Consider the following 16,576-nt stretch of genomic DNA (forward strand, 5'->3'; position numbering starts at 1 on the left):
GTCTGGTACTCTTCTTACTAGTTACTTTCTCTAGACACTCTACGTCGTGTATCTCACATACTCTATATAGCTTCCTAACTATTGTCCACTGATTACTACACTTAGTAAAGTAGACGTACTTACCGCGATCTAGCGGTATCTGACCATGAAGGTTTAGTGGGACTAACACTTCAACTACTCTAAAGCTACTTAACACTATTCCGTATGTCCTGTGGTACCTCCTACCCCTTAGCCGAGTAATTACTGGATCCGTCCTCTCAATTTTAAAGTAGACTAGATTCGTCATCTCCTGACTATATCTTACCATCGGGAGAGCCACCTTCTGCGATAATAGGTAGGTAGTCGTAGAGGCGTCTAGACCTCTCAAGAAGGTAGTCCAGCCCAACCCGCACCGCACACTACGTAAGGAATCCATTAACATGCTAATTAAGTTTAGTCGAGAAACGCATTAAAAAGCCTGCATTCACACAAAGCCCAGAAGAGGGGTCGCTGGGAGCCGGGTTCGACGCATCGGGATAAAAACCCGCTGCTCAAGCGCTCGATCTAAGTATTGAGAGCGCGTTAGCAACGACGCTTACGTCGCTTAGAACCATTGCAACCGCGGCTACTTCGGGGGTGATGAATAAGTGTAGGGGTGCATAGAAAGCCCCTGCCGCTAGCGGTATGAGGGCGACGTTATACACGAATGCCCACGCTAGGTTTTGAAGCATCTTCCTCCTCACAACACTGCTGAAGTTCAACAAGAACAAGAAACTTTTAAGGTCATTATTCATTATTACGACCTCGCCGGCTTCTTTCGAGACCTCGGCCCCGCCGCCCATGGCTACCCCGACGTTAGCTACGCTGAGTGCGGGTGCGTCGTTAACGCCGTCCCCAACGAACGCTACTTTGAAACCCCTCCTCTGCAGGTCTTTAACGAGGTCTGCCTTACCACCAGGCTTTAGTCCCCAGTAAGCAAAGTCCAGCTTAAGCAATTCCTTATAGTACGCAACGCTCGCCTCCACATCCCCGCTCGCAAGCCCGACGCGGTAGCCTTTCCCCCTCAACCTGCTAACCACTTGAGGCACTTCCTCCCTCAACCTATCACCCACCTCCAAGACGGCCACGACCTCCGAGCCCACGATCACTAACACAGGTGTGTTCCCCCTAGACCCAACCTCATTAATGAGCTCCAGCACGCGCTCGCTTACCTGAACCCCAAGCCTAGACGCGAGTTCGAGATTCCCGGCAGCGACATTCACCCCATCAACCACTCCGAACACGCCCTCCCCCAACATGTGGACGTACTCCTCCAGACTAGATGCCTCCACACCCTCCTTCCTGCATTTTTCAACTATAGCCCGTGACAGCGGGTGCTCGCCGCGAGACTCAACGGTACATACTAAGTGAAGCACGCTTTGAAGGTCCGCGTTCCCTAAAGCGTGTACCGCCAGTACTGCCGGCTTACCCACAGTCAGGGTACCCGTCTTATCAAACACGATGAGGTCGGCACTCAACACCCTCTCGAAGACCTCTCCAGACCTGATCAGCACACCCGACCTCGAGGACTTCAGCACCGCGATTGAAGTGACTAACGGTATCGCCACACCTAACGCACACGGACACGCAACGGTCAGCACTGCAGCCATGAACATCACCGCTAACCGCACATCCCCGTGAACGAGCCACCAGTACGTGAGAGTCGTTACGGCCACGGCCAGCACCGCCCACGTGAAGTAACCCACCACCCTGTCCGCAAGCCTCGCTAACCTAGGCTTCAGGGACTCTGCCTCCCTCACGGTCTCGATGACGTACGCGATGAAGGTCTCGTCCCCAACTCTGGTAGCTCTCACCCTTAAGTACCCTGAGTGCAGGACGCTCCCAGCCAGCACTGGATCCCTGCCCTCACCCTTCTTGACTCGGGGGACGGGTTCGCCGGTGAAGCTGGATTCATCAACGTAGCCAAGCCCCTCTACCACCACCCCGTCGACCGGTATGACCTCGCCCGCCCTGACTTCAACCACCTCACCGGGCTTCACCTCAGTAACGGGTTTCTCGACTACCGAATCACTGTAAACCGTCCTTACGCTACCCCTGAGCGACGCAGCGAGGTCCTCAAGAGCTCTGAACGCTTTCTTACGCAGCCTCTCCTCCAAATACTTGCCGAGCCCTACAAAGCCTATGACCCCTGCAGACGCCTCGAAGAAGGAGGAGGGGTGAAAACCACTGTGGAGGCTCAGAAGCCCGCTAATCGACGTCATGCCCGCGATCAGCGTTGAAACTGAAGACATGGCTATGAGTGAGTCCATGGTGGGTGTGGCCGTGGCGAAGGACTTTAGCCCCCTCACAACTATGTCATAATTGAGCACAACGGCTAATGCGCACATGAGCAGGAGAGCCGCTTCAGTTGCGTGACTGGGAAGGTAGGCACCTCCAGTGAGCATCGTGTACGTGGATAATGTAATGACGCTCAGCCCCATCATGAAGGAGCCCAGCCTCCTGTATAGTAGTGTCCTCTCAACCATGCTGACCTCCCTAGTAACCCCTGCAAGCAACTCAGCGCCGAAGGCTCTCAGCCCGCCTGCAACCACCTCCTTCGTGGTTTCAAGGGGGTTATACAAGACGACCGCTACACCAGACGCTGAGGATATCCTCACGTCCAATACCCCCTCCATCCTCAAGATCTTCGACTCTAATGCAGGTGCTTCCTCCCCGCCGAGACCTTTAAAATCGAAGTACAGCTTCTCCTTGTAGACGTCGTAGCCAGCGTCCCTAATGGCCCCATATATGTCTCGGAGGACGCACGCGCCTTCGTCATACTCTATCTCAGCCACCCCGGCATTGACGTCCATTCTGAAGGAACGCACACAAGCCAGCGACTTAAGTCTTTTCTCTATAGCGTAAACACAGGTAGGGCAATCCACACCTACAACCCTAACCCTTATCCTGCCCACCACCGGCGAGCCCTCTCACGTAGGGCGGCATCACCGCTGTTGAGTCATGCCCTGCGGACCCTGCGTCAGGTAGTACTCAGGACTCCTCTCGAATTCCTCCAAGCAACGCTTACTGCAGAAGTAGTAGATCCTCCCTTTGTAGATGGTCTTATAGGGGGTTTTGACGGGGTCAACCTGCATTCCACACACGGGGTCGACGTGCTTAACCACTTCAAACCACCTCCATGACACATATACATTAACAATGTTATAAATGCTAAACCCCTAATATCTCCGCATAACACGTCATTTACGCTTCATTCGCCGAGTCAACTTATCGCCGTCACTACTTGCCTGTACCTCAGGGTGGTGAGGTCAGCCCTGATTCTTATCGCTTTCTGCGGGCAGAGAAGCTCGCAGCCCCTGCAGTAGATGCACTTCCCTTCCTCACGCACCAGTCTGCCATTCTCAATCCTGAAGACGCATGCCGGACACAGCTCGACACACAGTCCGCACAGGTTGCACGAGGGTTCGACGTTTACAGAGACCCTCAACCCTGACTACCCGGACTCCCCGTTGCGATCTTCTTAAGGGCCTCCAACTCCTGCACCTTCCTCTGAAGTACTTTAGCGAGCTTCTGCATGTCCACAGCAGCTATGCCTGAGTCGCTTATCACGTAAGGGATCCATATGGGGTTCGTCGGGACCCCCCTCATCTTCCTTACCATCAGCTCCTTCACCGGTATGCCGTACTCTATAAGGGAGGGATTGAGTCTGGTCTCCACAATCCCGTCGACCAGGTACTCTATGTAGTTAACCACCTCCTGGAACGTGTCCGTGGTGGTGTGCACCGTGGCGAGTATTATGTTCCCCAACCCCTTACCTACCGTGGCCCTCAACGTCTTTATGAAGTCGACGAACTGCGAGACCTCGAACTTGAGCACGAGCTCGTTGAGGGAGTCTATCAGGACGAGGGTAGATCCTCTAGCCGAGGACGCGGCGTCGCTGACGGCGTAGATCAGGGAGCTCAAGTCCCTGACCTCCAGCTCCCTCACAACCCCCTCCACAGGCCTCTTAAACGGCCCCAGCCTGAAGCTGAAGCAATCCACTATCTTAAACCTCCCCTCCCGGACGTACTTGCCCACATCCCAGCCGAAGAACTCGTAGAGCGCCAGCAGGGCGTCAGGGGAGTCGTCGAACGTCACGTAAACCACGGCGCCGTCCCCGCTCCTTAGGAAGTTCCAGGAGAGGTTGGCCATCATGACGGACTTACCAACGCCCCCCGGCCCCAGAATCAGGGTTAGGGAGCCGTACGGAATCCCGGCAGGGAGGGCCGCGTTAAGCGGCTCCACCCCAGTCATGAAGAGCTTAGCCAAAGCAAGCACCCAATAGGATAAGCCCGACGAAATTATTTAAAGCTTAACTCAAGTCTAAACATGCTTGGTGATGCGGGATGATTAAAGCGGTGAAGTTGGAGGAGGGCTCGACCCTCCCGGAAGCCCTTGAGCAACGCATCCTCAGTGAGGGACTGAAGGGCGGCTTAATCGCGGGCGTCGGGGGCTTCAGGAGGGCCGAGATAGGGTACTACAACCCACTAACGTCGGAATTCACTAGGGAGGTGATGGAAGCACCGGAGAACGAGATACTTGAGGTGCTTTCACTACTCGGTAACTACATGGTGAGGAGTGATGGAAGCCTCTCAATGCACATCCACGTCACCCTGGGCATCAAGGACGCCGGCGCTAAGGGCGGCCACCTAATCAAGGCGGCCGTCAGGCCGTACCTCGAGCTATTCCTCATCGAGGCCGGCGACCTGAGGCAGGTCCTCCGCCACAGGGACAGGACGTGAGCACCCTAAAGACCGTCTGCGTGGTAGGCGGGGGTCTAGCAGGGCTCTCAACCGCCCACCACATCGTCAAGACCGGGGTCCCGGTGAATGTAGTGATTCTCGAGGCCTCGGGGAGGCCGGGAGGCCTCCTCAGAAGCGAACGCGTAGGCAACTACGTATTCGACACTGGCGGCTCCCACATATTGTTCAGCAGGGATCAGGGACTGCTTGACGAGATCCTCAAACTAATTGACGTCGGCTGCGTGAGGAACTACAGGAACGCCAAGATATACTATAGAGGAACCTACGTGAAGTATCCGTTCGAGAACGGCCTAAGCGACCTCCCACCGGAGGAGAGGTTTGAGTGCGTGTGGGGTGCCTTGGAGGCCTACATAAAGAGGCTTAAGGGGGAGCTGAAGGAGCCCGCGAACTTCCGTGAGTGGCTCCACCACGTCTTCGGCGACGGGATAGCGGGCAAGTACCTCATACCCTACAACGAGAAGATATGGAAGACCGACTTGAGGGAGGTAACGCTTGAGTGGGTCGACGGTAGGGTCCCCCTACCACCGCTTAAAGACATAGTCATGAGCGCCGTCGGGATTGACGTGGAGGGCTACACACATCAGCTAACCTTCTACTACCCGGCGAGCGGCGGGATGGAATCACTCGTGAAGGGGATCCTCAGCGAGACCCTCAAGAGCGGGAGAGTCGAGATCCACGTCCAGCAACCAGTCACAAAGATCGGTGAGAACCGCCGCGGCAACCTACTCGTGGAGACTAGGGGGCTCGGCGTTGACTGCGACGCCGTAGTCTACACAGCACCGCTGAAGAGGTCCCGAGGGGTGTTCAGCGACCTGCTCGGCGGGTCGGTTGGCGGTGTTGAGGGGCTTAAATCAGTTCCACTGGCTGTTGTTGGGCTGGGTTTGAGTGGTGAAGTGAGGCCGTACCACTGGGTCTACCTCCCGGACAAGGGCTTCCTGCCCCACAGAGTCGCCGTACTCAGCAACTTCTCGAGGGCGAACGCGCCGCCGGGGAGGGTCTCCCTAATAGCCGAGGTCTCGTTCGGGAGTGAGGAGGAGATGAATTCCCTGAGCGATGAGGCCCTTACATCCAGGGTCTACGACGATGTGCTTGACACAGGACTGCTGAGCAACGCCGAGCTGGAGGTAAGCGGTGTGTGGCGGTGGAGGGACGCCTACGTGATTTACGATAGGCTGAGGACCCCCGTCCTGAAGACTGTGGAGAAAACGCTTAGGGAGCGGGGGGTGTTCCTGCATGGAAGGTTCGGGGCTTGGGAGTACCTCAACATGGACGCGGTCTACGGCAAATCACGCGCGGTCGCTAGTGAGGTGGTTAAGTACCTCCAGCTCAAGACCTCGTGAGAGGTGAGCACGCCGCAACCACGTCATTCGAGGCACTGTCCCCGCCCGTTGCTTGGCACGCAGTGCCGGCGTCCCGCAACCAAATAATATTACCTTCGTAGATAGTATCTTATCGGAAGCGGGTATGAAGCTTAAGTTCTATCTGATTGACGTGAGTTATGAGGTGGAGAACAACGCACCTGTGATCATGCTATGGGGCCTCAGCGAGGATTCGGAGCCCATCCTAATAAGAGACACTACCTTCAGGCCCTACTTCTATGCAGTCCCCAGAGATGGCGCGGACCTCGAGGAAGTGAGGAGGGGGGTTAAAGCGCTGAGCAAGCCCAGGTCGCCGATAACTGACGTCAGCGTCGCTGATAGGAAGTACTACGGCAGACCCGTCAAGGCCCTCAAGATAGTGACGGTAGTGCCGGAGAGCGTTAGGGAGTACAGGGAGGAGGTCTCGAGGCTTCCCGACGTTAGGGAGGTTCTCGAGGCCGACATAAGGTTCTCCATGCGTTACGTGCTGGACAGGGAGGCCCTACCCTGCAGCTGGTATGAGGCGGAGGTCGAGGAGGCCGGCGCGGGCGGGCTCAGAGTCAAGGGCGCCTACACCCTAAAGAGCGGGTTGCAGAGGCTTGAGGAGGCGAGGCCCCCGAAGCTCAAGACGCTGGCTTTCGACATAGAGGTCTACAGCCCGCTGGGGTCCCTGAGGCCTGAGAACAACCCAGTGATAATAATTGCGACGGCGAACAGTGAGGGCGAGGTCAGGGTGATGGTTAAGGAGGAGGGGGGTAGTGACGCCTCACTTATAGAGGAGTTCGTCGAGTACGTGATCGACTACGACCCGGACGTCGTAGTAGGCTACAACTCCAACATGTTCGACTGGCAGTACCTGATTCAGAGGGCTCAGGCGCTCAAGGTGAGGCTCGACGTGGGGAGGGTTAAGGGAGGGGTTCCAAGGCAGTCCGCCTACGGCCACATCTCGATCCCGGGTAGATTGCACGTAGACCTCTATAACTTCGCTGAGGAAATACCGGAGGTTAAGGTCAAGTCCCTGGACGAGGTTGCCGACTACCTAGGCGTCATGAGGAAGTCAGAGAGGGTGCTGATCCCGTGGCACGAGATACCTAGGTACTGGGACAGTAAGGAATTGAGGGACACCTTGATCAGGTACGCTAGGGACGACGCCGTCTCAACACTCCTCCTCGCTAAGGAGTTCCTGCCCTTCGCCATACAGCTCTCAAGCCTCACGGGCCTCCCGCTGGACCAGGTCGGGGCGGCGTCGGTGGGCTACAGGCTCGAGTGGTACTTAATGCGTGAGGCAGTCAAGTATGGCGAGCTAATACCGAACAGGGTTGAGAGGCCTTACGAGCCCTATAAGGGGGCGATAGTCCTGGAGCCTGTTAAGGGGGTTCATGAGGACGTCGTGGTTCTGGACTTCACATCCATGTACCCGAACCTGATGATCAAGTACAACGTGAGCCCGGACACCCTGGTGGAGGGGGGATGCGATGAGACGAGGTGCCACACCATCGAAGAGCTCAACTACAGATTCCTGAAGGAGCCGCCGGGCTTCTACAAGAACGTTCTCACAACCCTCCTCAGGCTCAGGAGCGAGATAAGGACTACTATGAAGAGGCTGGATCCTGAGAGCCTCGAATACAGGGTGCTGGACGAGAGGCAGAGGGTCCTCAAGATCCTCGCGAACGCGTCATACGGCTACATGGGGTGGGTCGGCGCCAGATGGTACTTCAAGGAAGGGGCGGAGAGCATAACGGCCTTAGGTAGGAAGACCATATTGAGGGCGATCGAGATAGCTAGGTCCCTCGGCCTCAAGGTGATTTACGGTGACACGGACTCGCTCTTCACGAGCTATGTGAGGGACCTAGTCGAGGACTTCATAAACAGGGTGGGTGACGAACTCGGGCTCGAGATCAAGGTCGACAAGATATACAGGAGGGTCTTCTTCACTGAGGCTAAGAAGAGGTACGTAGGCCTGACGGAGGACGGCCGGATAGACATAGTGGGTTTCGAAGCCGTTAGGGGGGACTGGACAGACATAGCTAAGGACGTTCAGGAGGAGGTGGCGAGGATCGTTCTGACGACGAAGAACGTTGGCGAGGCGGTCAACCACGTGAGGAGGGTGATCGAGGAGGTCAGGAACGGGAGGGTGGGCATAGAGAAGCTGATAATATGGAAGACCCTGACCAAGAGGGTGAGCGAGTACGAGGTCGACGCACCACACGTTATGGCCGCCAGAAGACTTGAGAAGCTCGGGATAAGGACGGACGTAGGCAGTAAGATAGGGTACGTCGTCGTCAGAGGGTCGGGCAATATCTCCTCGAGAGCCTACCCATACATGCTCGTCAAGCCCAACGAGATTGACGTGGACTACTACATTAACCACCAGGTGATCCCAGCTGCCCTCAGAATACTTTCGTACTTCGGCGTTACGGAGAAGCAGCTTGAAGCGCCCAGGGGCAGGTCGCTGGCAGACTTCCTCAGCAAGAAGTAGGTTGAGGCCCGCTACTGGAGGACCTCGTCGAACGTCAGGATCGTGAGGTCCACCGGCTTCTTAGTTATCGTGGCGACCCTGTGGCAGAGTATCAGCTTCACGCCCTTAACCGCCGCAGCGTCGACGAGTCTGGGTGTCGCGATGCCGTCCATCACCACCGCGTAAACAGTCTTATCGGTTGTCAACAGGTAGTCAACCAGATCCTTAACGGGGATCCTGCCTAACTCACTCCAAGAACTATCGTACACAATCCCCTCTAGAGTGCCCTTAACTCCATTTATAGATTCAAGAACTTTACTCGGGATTGTGTACGTCTCGAGAACCTCGGCCTTAGGAGGTGCTTCAGCCTCAGGAACCTGTATAGTCGTCTCAGCCTCAGGCGTTGCGGGAACAGACTCAACAATCTCAGCCTTAGTCGGAGCGGCGGGCACCTCGCCGATCAAGGACTGCAGGAAGGTCTGCAGCGGGACGGCGTTCTTCAGGGCTTTCTGGATCTCTTTCCCAGTTAGCTCCTCCACCTCACGGCCGGTCGGGGCCCTGGCAACTAAATCTATCCTAATGCCTCCCGCAAGGTTCTTAACGATCATGGCGCCCACGCGATCGCCGTCGACGAAGGCTATGACTTTCTTCTTCCTCTGAGCCAGCTCCACAAGCGACTTAGGGATCTCCCCCTTAGCGCCCTCAACCGCTATGACGTTCCTATAGCCGTACTTTAAGAGATTTATGACGTCCGCCCTCCCCTCAACTATTATCAGCGTGTCCGAGGTCTCCGCTTCAGGACCTGCAGGCAGTCTCTCAGGCCCGTACTCCACGATCTCACCTATCTTAACCGCCTCGCTAACCTCGGTCAGAACCTCCTTTATGTCCACAGCCTTCTCCTGAAGCATGTCCCTCAGTATCTCCTTAGCCCTATCTACAACCTTCTTCAGCTTCTCCTGCCTCAAGTCAACGATCTCGACCACCTTAATCTTCGTCGGGTAGGGCCCGACCTTATCAACGGTCTCCACTAAAGCCGCCAGCAAGGCCGTCTCGACCTTGTCGAGGTTTGAGGGAATGATAATCTCCCCAACGCTCTTACCATTTACCTGCTTCACCTCGACCACTATCCTGCCTATCCTCCCCTTATCCTGCAATTCCCTCAAATCATACTCAGGGCTGAACAGGCCCTCCGTCTGCCCAAAGACAGCTCCTATTATGTCGGGCTTGTCGACCGAACCGGCGACCTCGACCTTCGCTCTTATCACGTACTTCATTCAGACTCACCTATGGTAAGCATCACTAACATAAATTCCGTAATCTCCATAATAAGTTCGAATTAAGTGTGTTTGTCAGGGGTCGTTATGCAACGTGAGTGCAGGGAGAGAACACACGCGGTAAGCGTCTGTAGGGAGAAGTGCGCTGAGTACCCGTTCTCAAGCAGGGAGGAGTTTGAGGGTTGTGTAGAGTCCTGCGTGAGGGAGACGATTAAACATTCACGCCACTAACACTTAATAACCTCATTAGCTACTCCACTACCGTAGTGAGGAGTTTGGATCACCTACCATGTGATGTGGTGGCTAAAGAACTCATGCCGGCTGTGAGGGCCGCCCTAGCCATAACACTCGTGAAGCAACATGGATTAACGATCTACAGAACCGCCAAACTGCTCGGCGTGGCTCCTGCAGCAGTCTCCAACTACCTGACGGCACGGAGGTCAAGTAAGCCTCTAGTCGACAGGTTACTGAATGATGAGAGGTACTCGAGGTATGTGAGGGAGTACTCCCTCAAGATCGTCAGCGGTGAGATGAGCGTTAACGACTTGATGTGTCTGCTCTGCAAACTCTACCGTGTCTAACGCTGACAACGCTTATTTCCCTCAGCCCGCAGTTAACACGGTGTCTTAAGTGCTGAAAGCCGCGATAATCGCGGGCGGACTTGCTAAGAGATTAAGACCCATAACGGAGGAGATTCCTAAGTCCCTCGTCGAGGTTGCCGGGAAGCCGGTGATCGAGTGGCAGCTGCGATGGCTAAAGAGCAACGGAGTTGACTCTATCGTGATCCTGGCAGGCTACAGGTACGAGAAACTCATAGAGTTTCTGGGGTCCGGGAGGAAGTTTGGCGTGAGCGTCACGTACGTGGTTGAGGACACACCCCTTGGAACCGGAGGGGCGATAAAGAATGCGGAGCCCTACCTGAGGAACGAGATTTTCGTGGCGGTCAACGGGGACGTGATAACAGACATCCCGATAGTCAAGCTAGTCGACGCGGTGAAGCGTAGCGAAGCCCTCGCCGCCGCGATAGCTCTAGTCCCACTCAAGTCACCGTACGGAGTCGTCAAGATATCAACGGACGGCAGGGTCGAGAACTTCGTTGAGAAACCAAGCATAGAGGATTATTTGATCAACGCGGGCGTCTACGTTATGAAGAGCGACATCTTCAACTACCTCCCGGAGGTGGGCGATATAGAGAGGACTGCCTTCCCTCAGCTGGCTAGGGAGGGCAGACTCCACGGGATGAAGTTCACGAGCAACTACTGGAAGTCCATAGACACGATAAAGGACGTTGAGGAGGCCGCGAACGACATAAACGCGGGGAGGCTCAGGATCTAGATCCACTGAATCAATATAATTCCTCTGGAGAACATACTATCAGGGCTACATGATGGATAGGAGAGAGCCGCACGTCCTGATCAACCTCTTCGGACTGAGTGGGGGAAGCGTTTCAGAAGCCCTTCAGAACATGGGGAGACATAGGGATGTGGACGGTTTTTATGTCGGAGATTGGGTTGATGAGGTGGGCGACGACCTCAGGCAGCTGGCCAGCGGGCTCGCCGAGTCACTATCACACCCACATCTAATCCTTAAAGTCAGGAAGCCTGAAGTGCTGAGAGAGCTGGACCTCCTGACCGGAGAACTTCAGAAAGTCGAGGTAGTGGCTGTAGTGACCGACCTCAATGCGCTGGGGTCTGGAGGGCGTGAGAGACTCCGGGTAGGGTTTGAAACCTTAAACCCGTATCCCAACCTAAGCAAGCTCGCCGGTCTGGGTATCACGTATCTTGTGACGCCGTTAGCCCTCTTGAGGAGCAGAACCGCTCGGGAGGCAGAGGCTAAGGGCTTGAGAGTGATCGCCCTCAACGTCAACTCACCTGAGAACTACATGAAGTCGAGAAACCTTAAGGTCTACGCCGTAGTGACAGACAAACCGACGATAAGGAGGGAGGCTGAGAGCCTCATATAGGACTTGGGGTTTAGGCCTCGTAGTATTTGATTTTGATGTCGACCCCAATCCACAGCTCTGAACCAGGGGGAACCCCCATACCCCTAAATATTTTTACAGTGCATTAAGACGCGGGTTTCCGCCTATCTAACCTATCTAGCTCGAAGCCGCATCTCCTGCATTTAAATATCCGTCCACTCGACACTCCCCAACACCGGCTCTGGTTAAGGGCTTGACGACCAGGTGGATCTCGGCAGTTTTTGAGCCGTCATGAAGTGCATGCATGTCAGATACCCTCGAAGCTCATCACGCATCAGGGGGCATGACTCACATCATTCAATCCTTAAATAGGTTCGTGCAGGACTTATTAAGCCCGCACGATCGGCGCCACTATAAGCATCGTCACGAAGACCTCAATCAACGCCGCGAGGGCCAGTAGCAGGACAACTATTGGGAACCTGGTAAAGGTTTCCCTGAACGCCGCCCTAACCCTCCCCGCTTCAGACCTTCTGAAGACGGAGGAGACGACTCCAACACCTAGATGCGTCCCGAGAACCGCTGAGTAGATGAGCGCCGAGATCTCGAGTATGCCGTGAGGCAGTATCAACGCGACGCCGGCCATAACGTCCCCCATACTGGAGAGAACAACCCCAATCACGTATCCATTAACCATCATGACGCCGGCAGGGCCAACGACGGAAACCCCCAGAATCAGGTTGAGGAGCGCCACCCTCAGATTATTCATAAATATCGTTAGGCTCAGCATCATTAGCGACTTGAGATCCGACGTGCTGTAGGACTCGGTCAGAGGTCTGAACTGCTCCTTGAGGGCCTCGGCAAGCCCCTCACTCTGCTGGGGTGGGGATGAGAGGCCCGCCGCGACCGAGGCTAGGAAAAGCAGGGTGATCACAGATGCCGTAAGCCTTCTGCTCAACCGCCATCACCACGTTAGATTACTCTCGGAGGAATTAAACCCCCAGCACCGTTAAAGCTAATATGTCGTTCAGTCCTAGAGTAATGTAGGGAGATCCGCTGGAGGAGTCAAACGACCGCCAGAGGTCTTGCGGCGTGAGAGGCTGCTTAAGTGATTACGTGCTCGACTGGTTCCTCAGCAAGTACAGGGAGTTCACCCCACCGCAACTCCTGGCGATACCCAGGATTAAGGAGGGTGAGAATGTCCTCATATCCTCCCCCACGGGAACTGGTAAGACCCTAGCAGTCTTCCTCCCGATAATAGACGAACTGCTTAAAGCCGCATCCTTGGGAGCGCTTGAGGATCAGGTGTACGTGGTCTACGTGTCACCCCTCAGAGCGCTGAATAACGACATGAGGAGGAACTTAACGCAGCCCATTCAGGAGCTACGTGAGCACGCTCGGAAAACCCGCGGGCTTGAGTTGCCGGAGGTCAGGGTCGGCGTGAGAACCAGCGACACCACACAGTCCGAGAAGTCCAGAATGCTTGTCAAGCCCCCTCACATATTGATAACCACCCCGGAATCCCTCGCCATATCCATAACCGCGCCTAAGTTCAGGGAGAGGTTGAGGCATGTGAGGTGGGTGGTGGTTGACGAGATCCACGAGCTCGCCTCCAGCAAGAGGGGAGCGCTCCTCACGCTGACGCTCGAGAGGCTTGAGGAGTTCGTGGGCAGGAGGCTTCAGAGGATAGGGCTCAGCGCCACGATATCCCCCCTGGACGAGGTGGCTAAGTTCCTCTCAGGGTATGATGATTTCGGAAGACCTAGGGAATGCGTAGTGGTTGACGCTAGATTCGTCAAGCCTGTGGAGTTGCAGGTAGTGACTCCCAGCGTCGACATAGTGAGCGCGCCTGCCGAGAGGCTAAACGAATCCATCTACAGAGTCCTCAAGAGGGTGATAAGCTCCCACAGAACGACCCTAGTGTTCACCAACACGAGAAGCTCCACCGAGAGGGTTGTCCACAAACTCAAGAAGATGTTCTCAGGGAACAGTGTCGAGGGTCTAGACGAGATAGAGGCGCACCACAGCTCCCTAAGCCGTGAGGTCAGGCTCGAGGTTGAGAGCAAGCTGAAGGAGGGTAAGCTGAGGGCGGTGACCTGCTCAACTTCACTTGAGCTTGGGATTGACATAGGCTACGTTGATTCTGTGGTGTTGCTCAGCAGCCCTAAGAGCGTCACCAGACTCCTGCAGAGGGTGGGCCGATCAGGCCACAACGTGAGTGATGTCAGTAAGGGGTACTTGATAGCGGTGGACAGGGACGACCTGGTTGAGGTGACGGTGCTCGCCCACCTAGCCAGGCTCAGGAGGCTGGACAACGTCCACATACCTATGAAGCCTCTTGACATTCTGGCCCAGTCGCTCGTCGGCATGTCGCTGGAGAGGAAGTGGTCAGTTGGCGATGCCTACAGAGTGGTCAGGAGATCCTACAACTACTCAACCCTCACATACGACGAGTTCCTCAACGTTCTGAAATACCTCGCCGGCAGGTACGAGGTCGTGCCGGACGGCGTGCCCGTCTACTCTAAGATATGGTTCGACGAGGAGGAGGGGGTCTTCGGCAGGAAGAAGTCAGTGAGGATGATCTACTACCTCAACGCCGGCGCGATCCCTGACGAGACTAAGATGAGGGTCTTCTTAGACGGACGCAAGTATATAGGTGATTTAGAGGAGGAGTTCGTCGAGTACCTGGAGCCCGGCGACATATTCGTCTTGGGTGGGAGGACCTACATGTTCGTCAGGAGTGAGGGGCTCAGGGTGATCGTCAGGGACGCTGAGAAGCAGAGGCCTACGGTCCCCTCCTGGTTTTCAGAGGCTCTGCCGCTGTCCTACGACTCGGCCCTCGAGGTAGGCAGATTTAGAGGGATTGTTGGTGAGTGGGTCTCCAAGCACGGTGTGAGAAGAGCTGCTGAGATGATCTCCTCTAACTACGGGCTGGGGTTGAGGGAGGCCAGGTACATCGCCCGCTACGTGTCGGAACAGCTTAAAGCTTGTGGGAAGATTCCGACGGACAGGGAGCTCCTGATCGAGGTGTGGCGTGAGAACGACGTATGCAACCTGATCTTCCACTACCTCTTTGGCAGGAGAGTCAATCAGGTCCTCTCCAGGGCGTACGCACACAGCCTCAGCAACGAGCTGGGGATCCCCGTAAGAGTCACGGTCTCTGACAACGGCTTCATGCTGACCGTGCCTGGGGACGCCCGCCTGGACTTGAACCTACTTAGGAAGGTGGTCAGCAACCTAACCCACGAAACCCTCAGAGGGATTCTGGTCAAAGCACTCAGGAGGAGTGAGATATTGAAGAGGAAATTCAGGCACGTTGCCGAAAGATCCCTAGCCTTGCTTAAGGTCTACAGAGGGGTTGAGACCAGCGTTAGTAGGAGGGAGGTGAACTCAGAGACCCTGCTCAGAGTGTCTGAGAATCTGCCGGGCTACCCACTCCTCGCAGAGACCTACAGGGAGGTGCTGGAGGACTCGATGGACATACACCACGCTGAGGAGGTCTTGAAGAGGATAGCGTTGGGGGAGGCCACGGTCGACTACCTCGTGTCTCAAGACGCGCCATGTCCGTTCAGCCATAGCCTCATCGTGCAGGGATATAGCGACGTGGTTCTGATGGAGGACAGGAGGAGGATTTTAAGCATGCTACACGAGAAGGTGCTGGCTAAGATAAGGGCGGGGCGATCTGATTGAAGGTCTCGGTAGTGGTTCCAACATATAACGAAAGGGAGAACATTCATGAACTACTATCCAGGATCAGCAGGGCTCTCGACGGGTTCGAGTATGAGGTGGTTGTAGTTGATGACAACTCCCCGGACGGGACTGCAGAGTATGCGGCCGAGCTCTCCGCCATATATCCTGTCAGACTGGTCAGGAGGGAGGGCAAGTTAGGCCTTACGTCCGCAGTGATTGACGGAGCTAAGGTGGCTAGGGGGGATTACGTGGTGGTCATGGATGCCGACCTTCAGCATCCGCCTGAGGTCATTAGAGACCTCCTCAAGAAGGCTGATTCCTGCGACCTGGTTATAGCGTCCAGATATGTAGAGGGAGGGGGTGCTGAGGGCTTCACGTTTGCCAGGCGGGTAATATCCTTGGGGGCCACCTACCTAGCCAGGATATTAATACCTCATGCGAAGGGGGTCAGGGACCCCATGTCCGGGTTCTTCCTAGTGAGGAGGGAGTTGCTCAAGGACTTAAAGCCGGTGATGCCTAAGGGTTATAAGGTGTTGCTGGAGGTTCTTGCACACCGTGAAGGGTTGAAGATCTGTGAGATCCCCTACACGTTCTGCTCTAGGGTTAGGGGGGCATCCAAGCTAAGCAGGCGCGAGATACTCAACTACATCAAGCAGTTGTTGATGCTGATGCCCGATTACTACAAGTTCGCTGTGGTCGGTGCGTCCGGGGTGGCTGTCAACTTAGGCACGGTCGCTCTGCTTGAACACGTGCTCACCGTACCTCACGTGATAGCGTCAGCGGTTGGGATCGAGGTATCGCTCACCAACAACTTCGTCTGGAACGACCTGTGGACCTTCAGGGAGCGTAGGGGTGGAGGCTGGGTGGCGAGGTACCTTAAGTACCACCTCTCAACGCTTGCAGGCAACCTCGCCCAATACCTGGCCTCGCAGGCGGTCTACTATACTGTGTTGAAGGTGCCTGTAGCGGCCCAGGCGGTCGGGACGGTAGTAGGGTATATAATAAATTACTTCCTGAGCAGGAGCTACGTCTGGAAGGGCGGTAGCGTCAGCTCTTAACACGCTTTTAAACCTACAGCCAAACATCTTGATTGGTGT

The 16,576-nt window shown here is 55.6% G+C and carries 16 protein-coding genes; 9 read left to right on the plus strand and 7 right to left on the minus strand.

Annotated features, from left to right (window positions below; all coding sequences use genetic code 11):
• The 5 genes from QW772_04100 to QW772_04120 form a co-directional block, all read right to left on the minus strand.
• Positions 1-415 (minus strand): hypothetical protein (locus QW772_04100; protein ID MEM0038088.1); only part of this gene is annotated, 415 nt, incomplete at its 3' end.
• A gap of 115 nt (positions 416-530) precedes the next feature.
• Positions 531-2,936 (minus strand): cation-translocating P-type ATPase, encoded by a 2,406-nt coding sequence (locus tag QW772_04105; protein MEM0038089.1) that lies wholly within the window; start codon positions 2,934-2,936, stop codon positions 531-533.
• 27 nt (positions 2,937-2,963) lie between these two features.
• Positions 2,964-3,164, minus strand: coding sequence for a YHS domain-containing protein (locus QW772_04110; GenBank protein MEM0038090.1), 201 nt, complete (start codon positions 3,162-3,164; stop codon positions 2,964-2,966).
• A 77-nt stretch (positions 3,165-3,241) separates the two neighbouring features.
• Entirely contained in the window at positions 3,242-3,466 is a 225-nt protein-coding gene (locus QW772_04115) for a 4Fe-4S binding protein (protein MEM0038091.1), read from the minus strand.
• Positions 3,463-4,296 carry an RAD55 family ATPase gene (locus QW772_04120; GenBank protein MEM0038092.1) on the minus strand — a complete coding sequence of 278 codons (834 nt, stop codon included), beginning with the start codon at positions 4,294-4,296 and terminating at the stop codon, positions 3,463-3,465. The genes QW772_04115 and QW772_04120 overlap by 4 nt, the downstream gene beginning before the upstream one ends.
• 68 nt (positions 4,297-4,364) lie before the next feature.
• Between QW772_04120 and QW772_04125 the strand changes: the two genes are divergently transcribed.
• The 3 genes from QW772_04125 (at position 4,365) to QW772_04135 (ending at position 8,618) form a co-directional block, all read left to right on the plus strand.
• The gene (locus tag QW772_04125) at positions 4,365-4,760 is read left to right on the plus strand and encodes a DUF296 domain-containing protein (protein MEM0038093.1); all 396 of its coding nucleotides are present in this window, start codon (positions 4,365-4,367) and stop codon (positions 4,758-4,760) included.
• The gene (locus QW772_04130) at positions 4,757-6,121 is read left to right on the plus strand and encodes an FAD-dependent oxidoreductase (protein ID MEM0038094.1); all 1,365 of its coding nucleotides are present in this window, start codon (positions 4,757-4,759) and stop codon (positions 6,119-6,121) included. The genes QW772_04125 and QW772_04130 overlap by 4 nt, the downstream gene beginning before the upstream one ends.
• Positions 6,122-6,245: 124 nt before the next feature.
• Entirely contained in the window at positions 6,246-8,618 is a 2,373-nt protein-coding gene (locus QW772_04135; protein ID MEM0038095.1) for a DNA polymerase II, read from the plus strand.
• Positions 8,619-8,629: 11 nt separating this feature from the next.
• Here the strand turns inward: QW772_04135 and dnaG are convergent, their stop codons facing one another.
• Positions 8,630-9,871 carry a DNA primase DnaG gene (gene dnaG / locus QW772_04140; GenBank protein MEM0038096.1) on the minus strand — a complete coding sequence of 414 codons (1,242 nt, stop codon included), beginning with the start codon at positions 9,869-9,871 and terminating at the stop codon, positions 8,630-8,632.
• Positions 9,872-9,943: 72 nt separating this feature from the next.
• Between dnaG and QW772_04145 the strand changes: the two genes are divergently transcribed.
• The 4 genes from QW772_04145 to QW772_04160 are packed head-to-tail and all read left to right on the plus strand — an operon-like array spanning position 9,944 to position 11,834.
• Positions 9,944-10,102: a hypothetical protein gene (locus QW772_04145; GenBank protein MEM0038097.1), complete on the plus strand. Its 159-nt coding sequence runs from the start codon at positions 9,944-9,946 to the stop codon at positions 10,100-10,102.
• 35 nt (positions 10,103-10,137) lie between these two features.
• Positions 10,138-10,452, plus strand: coding sequence for a hypothetical protein (locus QW772_04150; protein ID MEM0038098.1), 315 nt, complete (start codon positions 10,138-10,140; stop codon positions 10,450-10,452).
• Between the two features lie 49 nt (positions 10,453-10,501).
• Positions 10,502-11,206: a nucleotidyltransferase family protein gene (locus tag QW772_04155; protein ID MEM0038099.1), complete on the plus strand. Its 705-nt coding sequence runs from the start codon at positions 10,502-10,504 to the stop codon at positions 11,204-11,206.
• A 52-nt stretch (positions 11,207-11,258) separates the two neighbouring features.
• A complete protein-coding gene (locus tag QW772_04160; protein ID MEM0038100.1) occupies positions 11,259-11,834 on the plus strand; it encodes a hypothetical protein in 576 nt (191 codons plus the stop codon).
• Positions 11,835-12,180: 346 nt separating this feature from the next.
• Here the strand turns inward: QW772_04160 and QW772_04165 are convergent, their stop codons facing one another.
• On the minus strand, positions 12,181-12,747 hold the full coding sequence (locus tag QW772_04165) for a stage II sporulation protein M (GenBank protein ID MEM0038101.1): 567 nt from the start codon (positions 12,745-12,747) through the stop codon (positions 12,181-12,183).
• 134 nt (positions 12,748-12,881) lie between these two features.
• Here QW772_04165 and QW772_04170 point away from each other — a divergent pair, with 134 nt between their 5' ends.
• Both QW772_04170 and QW772_04175 read left to right on the plus strand, forming a co-directional pair.
• Entirely contained in the window at positions 12,882-15,479 is a 2,598-nt protein-coding gene (locus QW772_04170) for an ATP-dependent helicase (GenBank protein MEM0038102.1), read from the plus strand.
• A complete protein-coding gene (locus QW772_04175; GenBank protein ID MEM0038103.1) occupies positions 15,476-16,537 on the plus strand; it encodes a glycosyltransferase family 2 protein in 1,062 nt (353 codons plus the stop codon). Before QW772_04170 ends, QW772_04175 begins: the two co-directional genes overlap by 4 nt.
• The last annotated feature ends 39 nt before the right edge of the window (positions 16,538-16,576 follow it).

It is taken from the genome of Zestosphaera sp. (assembly GCA_038727705.1).
In the GTDB taxonomy this organism is placed as follows: domain Archaea; phylum Thermoproteota; class Thermoprotei_A; order Sulfolobales; family NBVN01; genus Zestomicrobium.

Coding starts and splice junctions, on each gene's coding strand:
- dnaG (MEM0038096.1), bottom strand. CDS start 9,871: ATGAAGTACGTGATAAGAGCGAAGGTCGAGGTCGCCGGTTCGGTCGAC.
- QW772_04125 (MEM0038093.1), top strand. CDS start 4,365: ATGATTAAAGCGGTGAAGTTGGAGGAGGGCTCGACCCTCCCGGAAGCC.
- QW772_04160 (MEM0038100.1), top strand. CDS start 11,259: ATGGATAGGAGAGAGCCGCACGTCCTGATCAACCTCTTCGGACTGAGT.
- QW772_04135 (MEM0038095.1), top strand. CDS start 6,246: ATGAAGCTTAAGTTCTATCTGATTGACGTGAGTTATGAGGTGGAGAAC.